Source organism: Halomonas sp. DP8Y7-3 (assembly GCF_019801675.1).
In the GTDB taxonomy this organism is placed as follows: domain Bacteria; phylum Pseudomonadota; class Gammaproteobacteria; order Pseudomonadales; family Halomonadaceae; genus Halomonas; species Halomonas litopenaei_A.
Window position 1 is genome coordinate 148,808 of sequence record NZ_JAHVIO010000003.1, and the last position, 19,455, is coordinate 168,262.

A 19,455-nucleotide genomic window follows, 5' to 3' on the forward strand; every position below is an offset into this window, starting at 1 on the left:
CCACGGTATCGGCGTAGGTGTTGCCGGGAAGACGGCGGCGCCGGTTCATGCCTGCGCTGTCACGTACCTGCGCGAGATGCGCGCAGGGATAGTCTACCTGTTGGCGGTCGCGGTGCCCCCTGCCAAAGTCTTAACAAACGCGACTTGCCTTATGCGCTGAATCGTACCAGCATTGTGCCATGGTGAGGTGACACGATTCAGCTTTGTGGCAGATCAAACGCCAGACCTGGTCGAGCAGGGGCAAGGCTCGCTGGCCCAGCAACGCCATGGTCCCGGCGATCCCGCCTGTCTCGTATCACCCTAGTGACTGTTCATTACCGGTGGGGCCCGCAGGTGCCTCGCCCAGGAGAACTTCAGATGCTGACGCTGAATGCCGACGACGTCTTGCTGGACTGTCGTGCCGAGAGCTGGCGCCACGCCCTGGATACCGCCTTCGACGCGCTGAAGGCGGCCGATCTGGTAGAAGATGGCTATCGCCAGGGACTGCACGACAGGGAAGCCCAGTCGTCTACCTGGTTAGGCAACGGGATTGCGATTCCCCATGGAACTCCCGCCAGTCGCGAGGCTGTGCGGCAGACAGGGGTACAGGTATTGCAGTTTCCCGAGGGGGTCGAGTGGCACGATGGCCAGCGGGTGCACGTGCTGGTGACGATCGCTGCCCAGAGCGACGAGCACCTCGATATTCTGCGTAGCCTGACCCATGTGCTGGACCAAGAGGGAGTGTCGCAGCAGCTGGCGGCGGCGACCACCGCCGCTGAGGTGGTGGCACTGCTTGGACGCAAGGTGGTGAGCGCCCGGCTCGACGCAAAGACGTTGGTGCTCAACCAGGCCGGGCAGGACATGTTTGACCTGCTGTTGGCGGGCGCGCAGCGACTCAGGCATCTCGGCCTGGTCGATGGCCGCTTTGTCGGGGACGTGCTTGAGCAAGCGCCTGCTGCCCTCGGCCATGGTCTGTGGCTGTATGCCAGCGACACCGGGGTGGCGGAGCCAGGCATGGCTGTGGTTACCCCTGCCGCGGCCATCGAGCATCAGGGTGGCCGGATCAAGGCCGTGCTGTGCCTTGCGGCCCAGGGGGAGGCGGGTCGGCCACTGGCAGACGCGGTCCTGTCCTTGGTCGACGCCCTGGCGTCGACCCCGGCACCTGAGCTGGACGAGGGTGATGCCGATGCCTGGCTGAGCCTGCTGGCTGGCGAAGGCGGTGGCGTGGCTAGCCGGCGGGTGCAGCTGCTCAACGCTCATGGGCTGCATGCGCGCCCCGCCAAGGTGCTGGTGCAGAAGGCCCGTGAAGCGGGGGTGGCAGTGCAAATACGCCTGGCCGACGGAGGTGGCCAGCCGGTCTCGGCGGCGTCCTTGACCAAGGTGATTGGCCTGGGTGCGCGTCGCGGCCAGGAACTCGTGCTGTCAGCGCGAGGCGATGGCGCTGAAATGGCCCTGGAGCAGCTGGCCGAGGCCATCACGGACGGCCTTGGCGAGCACGTTACACCGCTGACTGCCACCGCGACAGCGACACCCGCGGCGACGGCGGCAGACACGCTGGACAGTGAAGTCCCGACAGTGCCCCAGGAGGATGAACCTGTTACCGCGGTTGCCGCCTCTCCGGGGCTGGCGGTGGCGCCGCTGTACGTGCTGAAGACACCGCGCTTCGACTATCCCGAGCATGCCGCCGACCCTGCCGCGGAAAAGGCCCGTCTGGCCGATGCCATTCAGCAGGGTGCCGATCAGCTCGAGGCATTGATTCGCAGTACCGCAGGCGGCGAGGTCGCGGCAATCCTCTCGATGCACCAGGAAATGCTGGATGATCCCGAACTGGCCGAGGCCTCGCGCGAGGGGATCGATGAAGGGTTGTCCGCTGAGGCGGCCTGGTGGCAAGCGATCGACGTGGCCGCGCGGGCCCAGGAGCAGCTGGCGGATCGGTTGCTGGCCGAACGTGCCGCGGATCTGCGCGATGTTGGGCGGCGCGTGCTGGGCATTCTGTGTCAGATCGAACTACCTCAGCCGCCGGATGAGCCTTACCTGCTCGTCACCGATGATATCGGCCCGTCAGATGTGGCTCGCCTGGACACCCAGCGGGTGAGGGGCATCGTCACGGCACGTGGTGGTGCGACGGCGCATAGCGCCATCCTGGCAAGAGCGCTGGGGATACCCGCGGTGGTGGGGGCTGGCGCTGGCGTGCTGCAGCTGACCAGCGGCACCGACATGCTGTTGGATGGCGACGAGGGCTGGGTCGTGGCGGCCCCGACGGCCGAGCGCCGCGAGCGCTTCGCGTCGCGCATGGAAGAGCTCGAGGCGCTCAAGGAAAAGGCGTGGGAGGCCCGTTTCAGTGAGGCGCGCACAGGCGATGGCCAGCGTATCGAGGTGATGGCCAATCTGGGTAATACCGCCCACGCACATGACGCCGTCTCCCGCGGCGCGGAAGGCGTCGGGCTGCTGCGTACCGAGTTTCTGTTCATGGCCCACGCCTCGCTGCCCGATGTGGCCACCCAGGAGCGCGAGTATCGTGAAGCGATGGACGCCCTGGACGGTCGTCCGCTGGTCGCGCGCACGCTGGACGTGGGCGGTGACAAACCCCTGTCCTATTGGCCGCTGCCCCAGGAAGATAATCCCTTCCTGGGACTTCGCGGCATTCGTCTGGCCCTCAAGCGTCCCCAGGTCTTGCGCGATCAATTTACCGCGTTGATCAAGGCCGCCGCAGGCCGTCCGCTGCGCATCATGCTGCCGATGGTCAAGGATGTGGCGGAGTTTCGCGCTGCCCGCGCCATCTTTGATGAGGTGCTGGAGACGCTGGGGGTGAGTCATGACGGGGAATCGCTCCAGCTGGGCGTCATGATCGAGGTTCCCTCATGCGCCTTGCTGGCGCCGAGCCTGGCCCCAGAGGTCGATTTCTTTTCGATCGGGACCAATGACCTGACCCAGTACACCCTGGCGATCGACCGGGGCCACCCGGAGCTGTCTGCTGACTCCGATGGCCTGCACCCGTCGGTATTGAGGCTGATTCGAATGACCGTGCAAGCCGCTCATGACCATGGCAAGTGGGTCGGTGTATGCGGCGAGCTGGCCAGTGACCGCCAGGCGATCCCGGTGCTCGCAGGCCTGGGCATTGACGAGCTGTCGGTCAGCGCGCGCCAGGTACCCATGGTCAAGGCCAGACTGGCGAGTGTGACGATGGACAAGGCGCGCGAGCTCGCCGCCCTGTCTCTGGCACAGCCCACCGCCAGTGACGTGCGCCGCGCGCTGGAGGCCCAGCAATGAGCCGGAACCAGGACGAGGCCCACAAGGCCCCGGTGCTGACGATCTCGGCCAATCCCGCGCTGGATCTATCGGTAGGGCTGGCGCAGCTGGTGCCGGGCGCCCTGCATCGCGCTGAATCGGTGGAACTGACAGCGGCGGGCAAGGGCGTCAACATGGCGCGAGTGCTGGCCGCGCTGGGCCATCCGGTGTGTGTGACCGGCTTCCTTGGCAAGGACAACGACGCCGCCTTTGTCGACGCCTTTGCCGACATGGGGGTCGAAGACGCCTTCGTGCGGCTGCCAGGGGCTACCCGTATCAATACCAAGCTGACCGAGCAGGATGGTCGCGTCAGTGACATCAATGCGCCGGGGCTGGCGCTCGAGGAAGAGCACTGGCAACGCTTGCTCGACACCCTGGATCAGCGCCTGAGCCAGCCTCAGCTGCGGCCTGCGGCAGTCATGATTGGAGGGAGTCTGCCTCCGGGAATTGCCCCCCAGGCCCTGGGTGAGTTGATCTCTCGGGTCAAGGCCGCCGGGATCCCGGTGTGGGCAGATACCAGCGGTGAAGCTCTGCGAGTCGCGGTCAAGGCCGGCGCCGATGCGGTCAAGCCGAATGTGGAAGAGCTGGCTGATTGGGCCGGGCGTGCGCTGCCCGGTGATGACGCCATCCACCAGGCGACCTTGGAGTTGTTCGCTGCCGGCGTCGGCGATGTGGTGGTCTCGGCCGGGGCTTCTGGAGTGACCTGGTTGGGTCAGCAGGGGCTGTGGCAGTCGCTTCCCCCTGCCGTCAAGGTCAGCAACACCGTATGTGCCGGAGACACCCTGTTCGCCGGACTGCTCCATGGGGTGCTGTGCGAGTGGTCTGCCGAGCAGGCGTTGAGATTCGCCACGGCGCTGTCCGCCGAAGCGGTGCGCCATACCGGTGTCGGATGTAGCGATGCCGGCGACTTTTCCGATCTTCTTTCCGACACCAGGGTGCGACGCCGCAATGACGTCGAAGCCCGGGGAGTAATGGCATGAATGTGATTGTGCTGACGAACTGCCCGAGTGGCAGCGTCACGAGCTATCTGGCGGCTCAGCGCCTGGAGCCTGCAGCCAAGGCCAAGGGCTGGCAGGTATCCGTCGAGATGCATTCGAACCTGGCCAAGGTCGAGGCGCTGTCCAATGACACTCTGGCCGCGGCTGAACTGGTCATCGCCGTCGGCGAGCCGCTGGCAGGGGCGCATCGTTTCAGCGGCAAGCGGCTGTATCGCGGCCAGCTGGCCGACGCGCTGGGCGATCCTGATGCCTTTCTCGACAAGGCGGCGCGTGATGCGCAGGTTTTTACACCGCTCAATGACGGCGCCGAGGGGCAGTCAGCGGGCGCTGTCGCGGAGCCGGGAAGCAGTGCGCGTATTGTGGCGGTGACCGCTTGTCCCACCGGGGTGGCGCACACCTTCATGGCGGCTGAGGCACTGGCGGAGGCCGGGCGTGCCTCGGGTCACCAGATTCGCGTCGAGACTCAAGGGTCGGTGGGTGCTCAGGACCAGCTGACGTCCGAGGAAATCGCCAGCGCCGATGTGGTCATTCTGGCCTGTGATATCGAAGTGGACCCCAGTCGTTTTGCTGGCAAGCGGATCTATCGCACCTCCACCGGCAACGCCCTGAAGAAGTCTCGTCAGACGATCGAGGCTGCCTTGCAGGAGGCGAGCCTTGAAAGTGGTGGCGAGCAGGCCAAGGCCGAGTCCGCCAAGAGTTTCAAGGAAAAGGGGGTCTACAAGCACCTGTTGACCGGTGTGTCCTTCATGCTGCCCATGGTGGTGGCTGGCGGTCTGCTGATTGCATTGTCCTTTGTCTTCGGGATCGAAGCGTTCAAGGAAGAGGGCACACTACCGGCTGCGCTGATGGAGATAGGTGGTGGCACCGCCTTTGCCCTGATGGTGCCGGTGCTGGCCGGCTACATCGCCTATTCCATCGCCGATCGACCCGGCATTGCACCCGGCATGATTGGCGGCATGTTGGCCTCGAACATTGGCGCGGGGTTTATTGGCGGCATCCTTGCCGGCTTTCTGGCCGGCTACGTGGCCAAGGCGGTGACGCGCTACGTCAGGCTGCCCTCCAGCGTCGAGTCGCTCAAGCCGATCCTGATTATCCCGCTGGTCGCGAGCCTGGTAACGGGGCTGGTGATGATCTACGTGGTCGGCGAGCCGGTGGCACAGCTGCTGACAGCCCTGACCTCGTTTTTGGAAAGCATGGGATCCACCAACGCGGTGCTGCTGGGAATTCTGCTCGGCGCGATGATGTGCTTTGACCTTGGCGGACCGGTCAACAAGGCGGCGTATACCTTCGGCGTGGGTCTACTGGCCTCGGAAACCTATGCCCCCATGGCGGCCATCATGGCGGCTGGCATGGTGCCTGCGATTGGCATGGGGATTGCCACTTTTGTGGCCGGGCGAAAGTTCGCAGATGCGGAGCGTGAAGCGGGCAAGGCATCCTTTGTGCTGGGCATGTGCTTTATCAGTGAAGGCGCCATTCCCTTTGCGGCCAAGGATCCGCTGCGAGTGATTCCGGTCAGCATGCTGGGTGGAGCCATCACCGGGGCCATCTCCATGCTGGTGGGGGCCAAGTTGATGGCACCTCATGGCGGCGTCTTCGTGCTGCTGATCCCTAACGCCATCACGCCGGTGTTGTGGTACCTGCTGGCCATCGTCGCCGGATCGCTGGTGACAGGCCTTGGTTATGCGGCGATCAAACGCAGTGAGGTGTCTGCCATGCCCGTCGGCGAAAGCAGCTGATGGAAAGGTGACACGCTGCACAGGTGTGGTGCATTGATGTGACCCGAAGGGTCCTGTCGGTGCGATGGTCAGGCTCGGCCCCTTGGTGGGTCGGGCCTTTTTTCTGTAAAAGTGATTTTTTTCGAGAAGATAAACTGTCATTTGACGAAGGTGCCAAGAGAAAGATGACGCCCACCGGCGCTGTGTCATAATGGCTTGGATTTTGCTTGATAAAGCATGTACCGACGTTGCCGCTGCCGCTGACTACCCTAGCCGCCGCGGCGTGGGCCTTACCGGGCCCGTAGTAACCCCTACCCTGGGTATCTGGAGGCGTTCGGCGCTGATCGCGCGGCGACTCCGGTTGATGAGGAGATCCCATGTCAAGCAAACCTGTCACATTGATGGTGGCACGCCGCGTCGCACGAGGCCGCTACCACGACTTTACCGTCTGGCTCGACGAAGGCCGTGAACTTGCCGCGGATTTTCCCGGTTACCTTGGTTCCGGCATCCTGGCACCGCCTCCCGGGGACGACGAGTACCAGATCATCTTTCGCTTTCAGGACTCCGACACCCTGGCCCGCTGGGAGCATTCGGCCTCTCGCCGCGCTTGGCTTGAGCGTGGTGCCGGGCTGTTTGATGCTCCGCTAGAACGCCGCGCGGTGGGACTGGACAGCTGGTTTTCGTCGCCTGGACCGAGAGTCCCCCCGCGCTGGAAGCAGGCCATCGCCATCTGGCTGGCGTTTTTTCCCGTGTCGCTGATGTTCCAGTGGGGGTTGGGGGATGCGCTGGCGACACTGCCGATGGTGCCTCGTGTGCTGGCCAGCACATTGATGCTGACGCCGGTCATGGTGTTCCTCTTCATCCCCCTATCCACGCGCCTGTTGGCGCCTTGGCTGCAGGCCCCCACGCGGCGCCTGCCGCGGTTCAAGCTACGCCGAAGCTGAGCCAGCCGAGTTCACACCAGAGCATTGAGTCGTGACCCTGGCGGCACCTACACTCAAGGGAGCGCGGTGCGACACGCCGTGCGCCCCTGTGTGCAGGAGCCGAGGACCTTCAATGGCGGATAGGAATAGGGTTCTGGACGGTGAGACGGATCGTGGGACGGATAGCGGGATATCCGCCCCGGTCGCGCGCGACCACGAGGCGCTTGGCCTGAGCGTCGCATGTAGTCGCGATCCCCGGCCTGGGGTTGCGGCGCAGGAGTTGAAGCAAGGACTCGATCACCCCGATCTTGGGTTCGTGCTGTTCTTCGTCAGTGCCGAATACCCGCTGGACGAGCTGGCCGAGGCGATCGACGCCAGGTTTGGTGAACTGCCGGTGGCCGGGTGTACCAGCGCAGGGGAGATTACGCCAACAGGCTATGCCCGCGGCTCCATCGTGGCCATCGGCTTTGATCGTCGGCACTATGGCGTCGCCACGACCCTGATTGAGGAGCTGGACGACGTCACATTGCCGGACGCGCAGCGTCGGGTCGAGGCGCTCTTGAGCAGCGCGCGACGACGCCTGCCGGGAGAGGCGTTTGCGCTGACACTGCTCGATGGTCTGTCGGCCAGTGAAGAGCAGGTGCTGGCGACGCTCGACGCCGCACTTGGCGGTATCCCGAGCTTTGGCGGCTCAGCGGGCGACGACAATCACCTGGCCCATACCCATGTGTTTACGGCGGGGCGCTTTCACAGTGGTGCTGCGGTTGTCGTGCTGATAACCACTCACCACCCCTTCGAGGTGTTTTCGTCCCACCATCTCAAGGCCCGCAGGGAGAAGCTGGTGGTGACCCTTGCCGACGCCGAGGGGCGGCGCGTGCTGGAGCTCAATGCGCTGCCCGCTGTCGATGAGTACGCGCGGTGGGTGGGCGTGCCAGCCAGCCAGCTCGATGAAGGGGTGTTCGCCCGCTTCCCGCTGGCGGTCAAGCTGGGGGATGCCTACTACGTGCGCTCCATCCAGCGTGCCAATGCCGACGGCAGTCTCAGCTTCTACTGTGCGGTGGAAACCGGCATCGTGCTGACCGCGATGGCTGCCGAGCCCATTCTCACCGCGCTGGAGCACACCCTGAGCGGACTGCGGCAGCGGCTAGGCAGCCCACAGTTGATCATCGGCTGCGACTGCTTTCTACGTCGTCTCGAGATAGAAGCCCTCGATCAGGTGGCAGAGGCCTCCCGCCAGCTGTCCGGGGCATCGGTGCTCGGCTTCAACACCTATGGCGAACAGCACCATGGCATGCACGTCAATCAGACCTTCACGGGGGTGGCGATTGGATCTGGCCGGTGAGCGACAGCCGAGTACCTTGACGACGGCGCTGGAACACGAGCTGGAGGAAGAGAACCGGCGACTGCGCAAGATCTGCCAGGCGTTGATGGAACGCGTCGAGTCGGCGGGCATGGGGTCGGCGCCCTATGGCGCCTTCGAACACGCCGTATTGCTGGCGGAGCAGGTGCGCGAGCGTACCGAGACGCTGCACCGCACCCTCGATGAGCTGGCAGAGGCCAATGCGCGGTTGGAGGAGGCGCGGCGCGAGGCAGAAGCGGCCAATGCCTCCAAGACACGTTTTCTTGCGGCGGTCAGCCACGATCTGCTGCAACCCTTGAACGCAGCCAGACTGTTTGCCAGCGCTCTGGAAGAGCAGCAGCTAGGCCATGAGCCCGGGCGCCTGGTCCACCGCATCGATCGCTCCCTGGCGGATGTGGAGTTGCTGCTGGGGACGCTGGTGGATATCTCGCGGCTCGATGCGGGCGTGCTGACGCCGGATATCGCCCCCTTTTCAGTGACCCAGCTGCTGGACGTGCTGGCGGAAGAATGCCGCCAGATGGCGGGGGCGCGGGGGCTGGCGTTGCGCTACGTCGCCAGCAGCGCCTGGGTCGCCTCGGACCTGGCCCTGCTGGCCCGCGTCATCCGTAACCTGATGTCCAATGCGGTGCGCTATACCGAGTCCGGACGCGTGTTGCTGGGCTGTCGGCGTCGGCAGATCGGTGGAGCGGCCTGTCTCGAGATTGTGGTCGGCGATACCGGACCAGGCATCGATGCAGCACGCCAGCAGGACATCTTCCTCGAATTTCGGCGTGGTGATGCCGACGCCAAGGCGCAGGAGCGCGGTCTCGGTCTTGGGCTTGCGATTGTCGAGCGCATCGCGCGCTTGCTGGATCATCCCATTCGGCTGGTCAGCCGGCCCGGGCATGGCGCCTTGTTCTCGGTCACGGTTCCCCTTGTCGAGTCGGTGCCGACGCCGCTGGAGACGCCCGACAGACAGCGCCTGCCCGGGGAAGAGGTGCTGGCGGGCAGCCTGGTATGGGTACTGGACAACGACCCCGCCATTCTCGACGGGATGCGGGCGCTGCTGGGCGGATGGGGCTGCGAGTCGCGGCTGGCGCTTGAAGTCAGCGAACTTGAGCAAAGCCTGGACAGTGCAGAGGCGGCGCCTGATACCCCTGCGGGGACCAGGGTGGTGATGATCGATTATCACCTGGCCGATGACGAGGAAGACGGGCTCTCCCTGGCCCAACGTCTTGCCGCCAGCGGGCGCGGTATCGTCCCGATTCTGATCACGGCCAACCACGACGCCGCCATCAAGCGCCGCTGTCGCGAGCAGGGCATCACCTGCTTGTTGAAGCCGGTGAAACCGCTACGGCTACGTCAGGCATTGGTGCATCTCTTGAGTTGAGTCGAGCGTGGGAGCCACTGGAAGGTTCGTGTCGCGACGGTAGGGAGGGGGTGTGTCGGTAGCACTTTATTTGGGTGAGTGAAGTGACGCAGCTGACTTGGCGCACGGTGTGCTGTCCTTCCCTACGTCTTCTTCCGGACCCTGGTCACGGCTGTCTGAAAACCTGGCTGCGTCGTAGTCGGCGCCTTAGCGGGTCCTTCGGTTTGCCAGGCAGGTCAAGAGGGTGGACTCGTCGGCGGCCAGGATGGCCTGCACTCGACTACTGACCCCGAGCTTCTTGAGAATGGCTGAAACGTGGGTCTTGACGGTGGTCTCGGCGATCTCGAGCTCCCGTGCGATGACCTTGTTGGAGGCTCCGCGAATGACCAGTGAGAGCACCTCTAGCTGCTTTATCGTCAGCTGGTTCAACACGTCCACGGGAGTGGCCGTGCTCTGCGCGGGGGCGGGAGAGGGCCTGACGGCAGACAGCTCAGCTGGCCGACGCATGATATCCGCAGGCAGATAGATCTGCCCGTCAAGAATCTGCTTGATCGCCGCCAGCAGGTCCGGGCGAGGCGTGGATTTGGGCAGGTATCCAACCGCGCCTAGATCCAGCGCCCCCAGTACCGTGGCTCGGTCACTCTCGGCCGATAGCACGGCCACTGCCACGCCAGGGAACGCACGCCTGAGGGTATCGAGGCCATCGAGCCCCGAGGCATCGGGCAGGTTCAGGTCCAACAGCACCAGGTCGACATTGTCATCGGCATCCAACCCCTGGGCCAGAGCGGCGAAACAGTCCGCCTCGCGCAGCGAGGCACCGGGTAGTCCTGCCTGGATCACCGCGGTGATGGCGTCGCGAAACAGAGGGTGATCGTCAGCCACCATCAGGCTGTACATGTCGGGCTCTCCGCGTTCTTCACGATGAGCCTCCTACCGAAGGAGGAGGCACTCTCCTGCCAGGGCAGTATGTCGCATGCCGGGTCCGTGACCAAGACTGGAATGGCGTACAACGACAACATCCTGACAAAGGAGACACGCCATGATCTATCAAAACCCCGGACAGCCCGGCGCCGTCGTCAGCTTCGACGAGCAATACGGCAACTACATCGGCGGTGAATTCGTCGCTCCGGTGAAGGGGCAGTACTTCGACAATGTCAGTCCGGTCAACGGCCAGGTGTTCTGCCAGATCCCACGCTCAACGGCGGAGGACATCGACAAGGCGCTGGATGCCGCCCATGCCGCAGCGCCGGCCTGGGGGCGCACCTCTGCCACGGAGCGCTCGAACATCCTGCTCAAGATAGCGGATCGCATCGAGGCCAACCTGGAAGCCTTGGCGGTGGCAGAGTGCTGGGACAACGGCAAGGCGGTTCGCGAAACCCTGAACGCCGACATCCCCCTGGCAGTCGACCATTTTCGTTACTTCGCCGGCTGCATTCGCGCTCAGGAAGGCACTGCTGCCGATATCGACGCACACACCGTGGCCTACCACTTCCATGAGCCGCTAGGGGTGGTCGGCCAGATCATCCCCTGGAACTTTCCACTACTGATGGCCACCTGGAAACTGGCCCCGGCGCTGGCGGCAGGCAACTGCGTAGTGCTCAAGCCGGCAGAGCAGACCCCCGCTTCCATTCTGAAGCTGATGGAAATCATTGGGGATCTGTTGCCTGCCGGGGTGGTCAATGTGGTCAATGGCTTTGGTGCCGAAGCCGGTGAGGCCCTGGCGACCAGCAAGCGGATCGCCAAGATTGCCTTTACCGGGTCGACACCGGTGGGGTCGCATATTCTCAAGTGCGCCGCCGACAACATCATCCCCTCGACGGTGGAACTGGGTGGCAAGTCGCCCAACATCTATTTTGCCGACATCATGAATGCCGAGCCGGAATTCATCGACAAGGCGGCCGAGGGCCTGGTGCTGGCGTTCTTCAACCAGGGTGAGGTGTGTACCTGTCCGTCGCGGGCGCTGATTCAGGAAAGCATGTATGAACCCTTCATGGCCAAGGTGATGGAGCGGGTCGCCACGATCAAACGTGGCAACCCGCTGGACACCGATGTTCAGGTGGGTGCCCAGGCCTCCAAGGAGCAGTTCGACAAGATCATGTCGTATATGGACATCGCCCGTGAGGAGGGAGCCGAGTTTCTGACCGGGGGCAACCAGGCCAAGGTCGATCCGGCCCTGGATACCGGGTACTACATCGAGCCGACGCTGCTCAAGGGCAACAACCAGATGAGGGTGTTCCAGGAAGAGATCTTCGGCCCGGTGGTGGCTGTGACCACCTTCAAGGACGAGGAAGAAGCCCTGGCCATCGCCAACGATACCGAGTTTGGCCTTGGTGCTGGCGTGTGGAGCCGTGACATCAACGTGGCCTTCCGCATGGGTCGCGGGATTCAGGCCGGCCGTGTGTGGACCAACTGCTATCACCAATATCCCGCCCACGCCGCCTTCGGCGGCTACAAGAAATCCGGTGTCGGTCGCGAGACCCACAAGATGGTGCTCGAGCATTACCAGCAGACCAAGAACCTGCTGGTGAGCTACGACACGAATCCGCTGGGTTTTTTCTGATCCAATGACACTTGGCCAGTGGCAGCGCCGCTGGCCAAGTGGAGAGTCCGAGTGATCGCGCCGAACCTGGCGCATGTTACCGGCGCCTGTTGGGCGCCCATTGCCTGGTCGTCAATGTCGTGTGCGTGGTGATGAGTGTGGTGTATCGCGGGTCCTCGACATGGGCGTACCAAGGTCTTCTCATGCCTGAAACAAGGCAAGGAGTCATGCCATGCAACGCACTATGGAAGCCGCCGTCGTTCGTCAGTTTGGTCAACCCCTGAGCATCGAGGAAGTCGAGGTACCGCGTCCTGCCAGAGGCGAGGTGCTGGTCAAGATTGCGGCATCGGGTGTGTGTCACACCGACTTGCACGCGGCTCACGGCGACTGGCCGGTCAAGCCCAATCCTCCCTTCATTCCTGGCCATGAAGGTGTCGGCCAGGTGGCGGCGGTCGGCGAAGGGGTCACCCATATCAAGGAGGGTGATCGCGTCGGTATTCCCTGGCTGTACACCGCCTGTGGGCACTGCGAACACTGCCTGGGGGGATGGGAAACGCTGTGCGAGTCGCAGCAGAACACCGGGTATTCGGTAAACGGCGGGTTCGCCGAGTACGCGATCGCCGATGCTGGCTTCGTCGGTCATCTGCCGGACAGTGTGGGCTTTGTCGAGATCGCTCCCGTGCTGTGTGCCGGGGTGACGGTGTACAAGGGGCTGAAGATGACCGATACCCGCCCGGGGCAATGGGTGGTGGTGTCAGGGATTGGCGGACTGGGCCATATGGCGGTGCAGTATGCCAAGGCCATGGGGCTGAATGTGGCAGCCGTTGATGTCGCGGATGACAAGTTGGAGCTGGCCAAGAAGCTGGGTGCCACGGTGACCGTCAACGCCCTCAAGGAAGACCCTGTGGCAGCGCTCAAGCGCGATATCGGCGGTGCCCACGGAGCCTTGGTCACGGCGGTGTCGCCTAAGGCCTTCGAACAGGCCCAGGGCATGGTTCGGCGCGGCGGTACCATTGCCTTGAACGGCCTGCCGCCAGGGGACTTCCCGCTGCCGATCTTCGATACCGTGCTTAACGGCATCACCGTGCGTGGTTCCATCGTCGGCACCCGTCAGGACCTGCAGGAAGCACTGGATTTCGCCGGCGAAGGCAAGGTCAAGGCCACCGTTTCCACCGATCGCCTGGCCAATATCAACGACATCTTCGGGCGTATGCTGGATGGCAAGATCGAGGGGAGGGTGGTGCTCGATATGCAGGGCTGACGATCCCTTCCTTTACAGAAGGGTGGTCCCGTAAGGGAAAGCGGTGGAGCCCAGGTATCCAAGGCCCAGGTGCTTGCGTTCTGCCGCTCAGTCGCGGTGAAACACGTCGAGGTTCAACGTTTGGCTCTGGCCCAGCCAGATGACCCCCTGAGTGTGGTCAAACAGGTCATCGCCGGTACCCAGGTGCACAAAAATGTCCATGTCGCCCCGGTGGATGGCGAGCCAGGGCACAATGGCACCGAAGTCTTCAGCGGCGAAGGAGAGCTGGCAGCTCCAGCGTGGGTGTGGGCCCACCGGTTGTTGATGAAAGCGCCCGACCTGCACGGCAAAGCGTGCCTGGCAGGCGTCTGCCAACGTCTGCGCCTGGGCAAGCCCGGAAGCATCGTCGTAGTAGAGGTGGGCATGGTAGTAGCGAATCTGATCGACATCGGGCATCGGTAAGCTCCTTGGTAGTCCTTGTAGCATCGCGCCAATGGAGGGATGGAGCAACGGTGGTGGGCTGGCTTGCAGCTTCACGACCGGGCCAGCACCACTTTTCGCCAGTCTCAGTCCTGGCCAGCCCCACAGCACTCTCACTGCACCACTTTAATCAACGCACAAGAAAGCGGCGGCCCCTGGGGCCGCCGCAGTTGATGCTGATGTTGCAGGGTTATCTGAACGCCAAGGTGTTCAGGGATCTTGAGTCGCCCCTTCCGGTGGCTCGCCGATGAAGCCCGGCATGGCCGGTGTCGGCGTGCCCTGGCGGGCAATGGCCAGGAACTGCAGATGACGCTCGTATTCGCCGAGCACGTCGTCGATGACCTGGCCGCGGGTGTAGCCGTTGAGGTTCTGCCCCAGGCCGCCTTCCGCCAGATGGACGTCCAGACGCAGGTAGTAGTCGTCATCGGCGGGCAGGAAGCTCGGCGTACGCATGCGGTGTGGTCTGACCTGATAGACGAAGCTCTGCATCTCATCGAAGTCCACCTGCAGGGTCAGGCGCGGCAACGGCTCGCCGTCGATCTGCTCCTCACTCAGGGTGGCGGTCTGGCCACGGCGCTCGAGCTCTTCCACAAACTGGGCGAGGCCGGGACGCAAGGCGTGCTTGATGGTGGACTCCGCGCCGGCGCGATTGGAGGTGTCCAGCGCGCGATCCAGGCGCTCCTTCCAGTTGCCTCCTTCACCGCTGGCCGCTACCAGCTTGCGCGCGTCGGCCTTTTCCTTCTCCGTGCGCAGCGCACGAGTCAGCCCGACCATGATCGCAAACATCACCAGCGAGAAGGGCAGGGCTGTGATCACTACCGCACTTTGCAGAGCGTCCAGACCACCGGCCATCAGCAGGGCAATGGTAATCAGACCAATGATGGCAGACCAGAAGATGCGCAGGCGAATCGGTGCATCATGGTTCACGTCACGCAGGATCGAGGTGAAGTTGGCCAGGACCAGAGCCCCGGAGTCAGCGGAGGTCACGAAGAACACCACACCCAGCAGCGTCACCACCGAGGCGGTAATGCTGATATAGGGATACTGCTCCAGGAAGGTATAGATGGTGGTCTGCGGCGTGGCCAGAGCCTGCTCGCCCAGCACCGTCAGACCGTCATTGGCGACCATGTCGATCCCGGAGTTACCGAAGATGGACATCCACGCCATCATGAAGCCCAGTGGAATCAGCAGGGCACCCATGGCGAACTGGCGAATGGTGCGCCCACGCGAGATACGAGCGAGGAACAGGCCAACAAAGGGCGTCCAGGCAATCCACCAGCCCCAGAAGAAGATGGTCCACCAGCCCTTCCACTGCTGTGCGTCGCTGCCGGCGAACGCATAGGTGTCGAAACTCTTGCCGACAAAGCCACCCAGATAGTCCCCGACGTTAAGCACCAGGGCATTCAGCAGATGAAGCGTATCGCCCTGGAACAACACGAACAGCAGCAGGGCAGCAGCCAGCAGCATGTTGAACTCGGACAGGCGACGGATGCCTTTCTCTACACCGGTCACCACGGAGATGGTCGCCAGTATGACCACCAGTACGATCAGCACGACTTGCGTCGAAAGGCTCTCAGGCACGCCGAACATGAACGTCAGGCCGTAATTGAGCTGGATGACGCCGATGCCCAGGCTGGTGGCGATACCGAACACCGTGGAAATGACCGCGGTGATGTCCACGGCATTGCCGATCGGGCCGTAGATGCGCTTGCCCAGCAGCGGATAGAGCGCGCTCCGGATGGCCAGCGGTAGGCGGTGACGATAGCTGAAGTAGGCCAGAGCCATGCCCATCAGGACGTACATGCCCCACCCGGTCAGGCCCCAGTGCAGGAAGGTCTGGGGGACGGCCTGGCGCAGCGCAGCGGCACTTTCCGGTGCCATGTCCGGAGGGGTCAGGTAGTGCGACAGCGGCTCTGCCACGCAGAAGAACAGCAGGTCGATGCCAATGCCTGCAGCGAACAGCATGGACGCCCAGGAGAGTAGCGAGAACTCTGGGCGGGAGTGATCCGGGCCTAGCCGAATGTTGCCGACGCGGGACAGGCTGATCACCAGCACGAATACCAGATAGGCCACGGCGGCCAGCATGTAGTACCAGCCAAAGGTATCGTTGACCCAGGCGAGCCCTGCATCGAACAAGGCGCCTGCCTGCTCGGTCAAGGTCATGGTGAAGATGAGAAAGACCACGATGCCTGCCACGGCGCCATGAAAGACGACGGGGTTGAGACGATCGCGGGAGGCGTTTTCATGTTGTGACATGCACGTGCTCCCTAGAGGATGAAATGAGACTGAGCCGATCCGGCAACTTGCTGACCGAGGCCCTGCTGTGCCGGTCTCCGTAGCGCCGTCCTGGCATCTCCCAGCGGGCATTCCTTGCTGCTACGCCATTTCGTTAATTGGATGAGCAATTAACGAAATGGTGGTGACGGAGTGTCGCGATCAATGCCGTCTGGCCGAAGGCTCATTGTGCTGCTGCCGATAGGGCAGGTCGCCAGCACAGCGAGTGTTCGCGAGACAGCAAGCGCGACCCCAGCGGCGGCTCTTGGATGGGGTCGCTGACGATCCTATCCAGCCGTTGGAGGCTCACATTTTATTGATTGAACGTTCAATAAAATACAGAGTCCCGATGCATCTTTCAAGGTCGTCACCAAAAGACCGTGGAGAAAGCGTTGGGCATGGTGCGCAGGAACCGGGTCAGAGAACGGGGACGAAGGGTGGGGCCAAGGAGCGGGGCCGAAGAACGGGGCCAGAGAACGGGACTAAGTAGCGGGGCCAAGGAATGGGAAAGAAAAACGAAGACGAGAAGCGCGGCCGAGGAACCCACGCCACGAGGGGACGATACCCATGAAAAAGCCCCATGCCGGGCGGCATGGGGCTTACGAGGGGCTGCCGGAAAGCGATTCCGGCGCCTAGGGAAACACGGCATCGATGATGACGCTCAAGAGGCTACGGTGACTGCAGCACACGATCCTGGTGACCGTCAGTCATTCCGAGGCCGCCTGCTGCGGTGGCGTCATCAGCTGCAACAGGCTGTCAGTGTTTCCTTGTGGGCGGGGATCAGGCCTCGGGAGCGTGGCGCTTGCCATGCTCGTGAGGATGACGCTCGCCGTGGCCGCGAGGACCTTGATCATGGCCCGGCATCAGGGCGTGCTTGAGCTCACGCATCTGCTGCTCGTCGAGGATGTTGGCCATCTGGTCCCTGGAGGACGTCATCAGCTCGCGCCATGCATCGTGTCGCTGTTCGTCACTCTCGAAGTCCTGGGCCTTGAGAGCCTCGGCACCTTCCTTGAAGGACTCACGGGCAGCATTAAAGGCCTCGCGGTCTTCAGCGGACAGCTCCCACTTGTCGACCAGCGCATTGACGCGCTCTTCGCGCAGTTCATGACGGGCGCGCTCCAGCGCGGCCATGCCATCTTCCCCGAGGATCTCCTGGCGCTGTTCGCGGAAATCGGCGTTCAGTTCCTCGATGGCCTCGTGATGCTCGATACCTGCCTGCTTGAGTGCTTCGCGGGTGTCGGCGTCGATGCCGGCACGCTCATACAGCTCCGCGCGCATATCAGGGCCAGCGTGACGCGGTCCTTCGTGGCGATCCGGAGCCGCGCTAGCGCTCATCGCGATCGGCAGCAGGGCAGCGGAGATGGCGGCAGACAGCAGGGCCTTGCGAGCAAACGTGGTTTTCATGTGTGACTCCTTCAGCGTTGATGACCCTTTACCAAGGGTGATGTTGTCCGGGCGATGCCCTTGTTGACGTGATTCATCTTGGCGGGGTGTCGTGCAACTGACATGCAGCCAATGTGCAGAGAAGCGGCAAGCGCAGCCGACGTTATGCAACACGCTGTTCCAGTTAAAGCCGCCGTGGCAGGCGGAAGGCTCCAAGACGGTGGACGTGGCTGGTGGCGAGACAAGCTCAGGAGGCTGGCGGGACAGTGGGTGAAATTTTCTTCAATACCCGCACCAGCAGAAGCCGCAGGCTGAGGCTTTCCCCTGGGTGCGGAGTACGACATGACGTTTTCTGCTGATGAACTGTTGGCGATATTGGGATTTGCCTTGGTGGCGTCGCTTTCGCCGGGTCCCGTGAACCTGCTGATACTGACCGCCGGGATCGGCCACGGTGGCGCCCGAGCGATGCGCCTTGCGGTAGGCTCATGTGCTGGCTTCACGCTCTTGCTAGGCGTATTGGCGGCCGGACTTGGCAGCGTCTGGCAGGCGCTGCCGGTATTGCAGTGGGTGTTGAAGGCGGCGGGTGGAGGGTTCGTGGCGTGGCTGTCCTGGAAACTGCTGCAGGACCGCGGCGACTGGGGAGCAGAGGCCCATGGCACAGCGCCAGGGTTGATGACGGCGGCACTGATGCAGTGGCTCAATCCCAAGGCGTGGATCGCCTCCATGGCGGGGCTCGGGATCTTTACTGCGGGGCGAGGAGGGCTAGATATGGCCGTGTTTACCCTGACGTGGGGGACGGTCTGCTTTGCCAGTGCCTGCGTATGGGCATGGTGCGGGTCGCATGCGGGGCAGTGGCTGGCCGATGCGGGACGTCGCCAGCTGCTGCAGCGCGGCTTGGCGGTGACGCTGATGTGCAGTGGCGTATTGATGCTTCTGCCTTGAACGGGGTGGCCCCTCTATCATCCGCGGACGTTGCTCGCCCTTGGCCATCAACACGCCCAGAGCCGCCCCGAGGGCGGCAACAATCCGGCGGGAGATAAGCCGACTATGCGTGGCGGGGGAGGGAACCCTCGGCGTAGTGCCCCGGTGTGGTCGCCAGCAGTTTCTTGAAGGTTCGCTGCAGATGCGCCTGGTCGGCGAAGCCGCAATCGCTGGCGACTTGCGCAATCGGCTGGCCCTGGCGCAGCCGATCGCGAGCTTCGCGCACTCGCAGATCGATCAGGGCCGCATGGGGCGTGGTGGCATAGTGGCGCCGAAAGCCTGCGATCAGGCTGGTGGTGCGACAGCCCGCCTCCTGGCACAGGTCGGCGAGGCTCAGGTCATGTTGCCAGTCATCGTTCAGACGCTGCCAGGCACGGGCCAGGGCGTCGGGCGGAGCATTGCGCAGAGGCTCGGCTCGTGCCATCTGCTTGGCCAGCTCAGCCACCAGCAAGGCCAAGGCGGCGTCCCGCTCCAACCGGTCGGCATCGGCGGAGGCAAGGGTGTCAGTCAGGACCATGATGGAGCGGTGCAGCACGGGATCGCGACTGATCTGCCGAATCAGAGGCGGCAGGTCGTCCGTCGTTACATCCAACTGGACGGCCAGCCAGGCGCTGTCGAGATAGACCATATCGTAGCCCCAGTCAGCGTCGCTCAGGGCATTGCAGGCATGCATGGCGCCGGGCTCTATCATCACCACGTCGCCTTGGGTGACTTCAAGGGAGCGGTGGCGATGGCGGAACTGGGAGTGTCCTTGAACGATGGCACCCAGTGACAGGGTGTCATGGCTGTGGGCGGCGTGACTGAGGCGATGCCCCCCTCTCACCCGCCTGGCCTCGAGCTGTGGCAGGTCAGGGGCGCGCAGATAGCGGGACAGGGTGGCCGGAATAGTGCGCATGACGGATCTCGCTGACGGGCTCTCTATCAATAAGGGCTCTGTAGTTAACAAG

14 protein-coding genes are annotated in these 19,455 nt (G+C 63.5%); 9 read left to right on the top strand and 5 right to left on the bottom strand.

What is annotated here, in order from left to right; genetic code table 11:
- Window positions 1–357 precede the first annotated feature (357 nt).
- From ptsP to KUV86_RS03075, 6 genes are all read left to right on the top strand, one after another.
- Window positions 358–3,249 carry a phosphoenolpyruvate--protein phosphotransferase gene (gene ptsP / locus KUV86_RS03050; protein WP_222483522.1) on the top strand — a complete coding sequence of 964 codons (2,892 nt, stop codon included), beginning with the start codon at window positions 358–360 and terminating at the stop codon, window positions 3,247–3,249.
- Window positions 3,246–4,247 (top strand): 1-phosphofructokinase family hexose kinase, encoded by a 1,002-nt coding sequence (locus KUV86_RS03055; protein WP_222483523.1) that lies wholly within the window; start codon window positions 3,246–3,248, stop codon window positions 4,245–4,247. Before ptsP ends, KUV86_RS03055 begins: the two co-directional genes overlap by 4 nt.
- Entirely contained in the window at window positions 4,244–6,001 is a 1,758-nt protein-coding gene (locus tag KUV86_RS03060; RefSeq protein ID WP_222483524.1) for a PTS fructose-like transporter subunit IIB, read from the top strand. Before KUV86_RS03055 ends, KUV86_RS03060 begins: the two co-directional genes overlap by 4 nt.
- Window positions 6,002–6,357: 356 nt before the next feature.
- The gene (locus tag KUV86_RS03065) at window positions 6,358–6,924 is read left to right on the top strand and encodes an antibiotic biosynthesis monooxygenase (RefSeq protein ID WP_206939784.1); all 567 of its coding nucleotides are present in this window, start codon (window positions 6,358–6,360) and stop codon (window positions 6,922–6,924) included.
- Between the two features lie 112 nt (window positions 6,925–7,036).
- On the top strand, window positions 7,037–8,245 hold the full coding sequence (gene nosP, locus KUV86_RS03070; RefSeq protein WP_222483525.1) for a nitric oxide-sensing protein NosP: 1,209 nt from the start codon (window positions 7,037–7,039) through the stop codon (window positions 8,243–8,245).
- On the top strand, window positions 8,229–9,632 hold the full coding sequence (locus KUV86_RS03075; protein WP_315900955.1) for a hybrid sensor histidine kinase/response regulator: 1,404 nt from the start codon (window positions 8,229–8,231) through the stop codon (window positions 9,630–9,632). Before nosP ends, KUV86_RS03075 begins: the two co-directional genes overlap by 17 nt.
- Before the next feature lie 186 nt (window positions 9,633–9,818).
- Here the strand turns inward: KUV86_RS03075 and KUV86_RS03080 are convergent, their stop codons facing one another.
- Window positions 9,819–10,508 carry a response regulator gene (locus KUV86_RS03080; RefSeq protein WP_222237212.1) on the bottom strand — a complete coding sequence of 230 codons (690 nt, stop codon included), beginning with the start codon at window positions 10,506–10,508 and terminating at the stop codon, window positions 9,819–9,821.
- 142 nt (window positions 10,509–10,650) lie between these two features.
- Between KUV86_RS03080 and KUV86_RS03085 the strand changes: the two genes are divergently transcribed.
- Window positions 10,651–12,171 carry an aldehyde dehydrogenase family protein gene (locus tag KUV86_RS03085; protein ID WP_206939779.1) on the top strand — a complete coding sequence of 507 codons (1,521 nt, stop codon included), beginning with the start codon at window positions 10,651–10,653 and terminating at the stop codon, window positions 12,169–12,171.
- A gap of 211 nt (window positions 12,172–12,382) precedes the next feature.
- Entirely contained in the window at window positions 12,383–13,411 is a 1,029-nt protein-coding gene (gene adhP / locus KUV86_RS03090) for an alcohol dehydrogenase AdhP (protein WP_222161743.1), read from the top strand.
- An 87-nt stretch (window positions 13,412–13,498) separates the two neighbouring features.
- On the opposite strand, the gene KUV86_RS03095 is transcribed toward adhP, so the two are convergent.
- The 3 genes from KUV86_RS03095 to KUV86_RS03105 form a co-directional block, all read right to left on the bottom strand.
- Window positions 13,499–13,846, bottom strand: coding sequence for a DOPA 4,5-dioxygenase family protein (locus KUV86_RS03095; protein ID WP_261395937.1), 348 nt, complete (start codon window positions 13,844–13,846; stop codon window positions 13,499–13,501).
- 234 nt (window positions 13,847–14,080) lie between these two features.
- Window positions 14,081–16,126 carry a choline BCCT transporter BetT gene (betT, locus tag KUV86_RS03100; RefSeq protein WP_206939767.1) on the bottom strand — a complete coding sequence of 682 codons (2,046 nt, stop codon included), beginning with the start codon at window positions 16,124–16,126 and terminating at the stop codon, window positions 14,081–14,083.
- A gap of 798 nt (window positions 16,127–16,924) precedes the next feature.
- Window positions 16,925–17,548: a hypothetical protein gene (locus KUV86_RS03105; protein WP_206939765.1), complete on the bottom strand. Its 624-nt coding sequence runs from the start codon at window positions 17,546–17,548 to the stop codon at window positions 16,925–16,927.
- A gap of 321 nt (window positions 17,549–17,869) precedes the next feature.
- Here KUV86_RS03105 and KUV86_RS03110 point away from each other — a divergent pair, with 321 nt between their 5' ends.
- Window positions 17,870–18,469: a LysE family translocator gene (locus KUV86_RS03110; RefSeq protein ID WP_206939763.1), complete on the top strand. Its 600-nt coding sequence runs from the start codon at window positions 17,870–17,872 to the stop codon at window positions 18,467–18,469.
- A 103-nt stretch (window positions 18,470–18,572) separates the two neighbouring features.
- Here the strand turns inward: KUV86_RS03110 and KUV86_RS03115 are convergent, their stop codons facing one another.
- Window positions 18,573–19,403, bottom strand: coding sequence for a helix-turn-helix transcriptional regulator (locus tag KUV86_RS03115; RefSeq protein ID WP_222483527.1), 831 nt, complete (start codon window positions 19,401–19,403; stop codon window positions 18,573–18,575).
- Window positions 19,404–19,455: the final 52 nt, after the last annotated feature.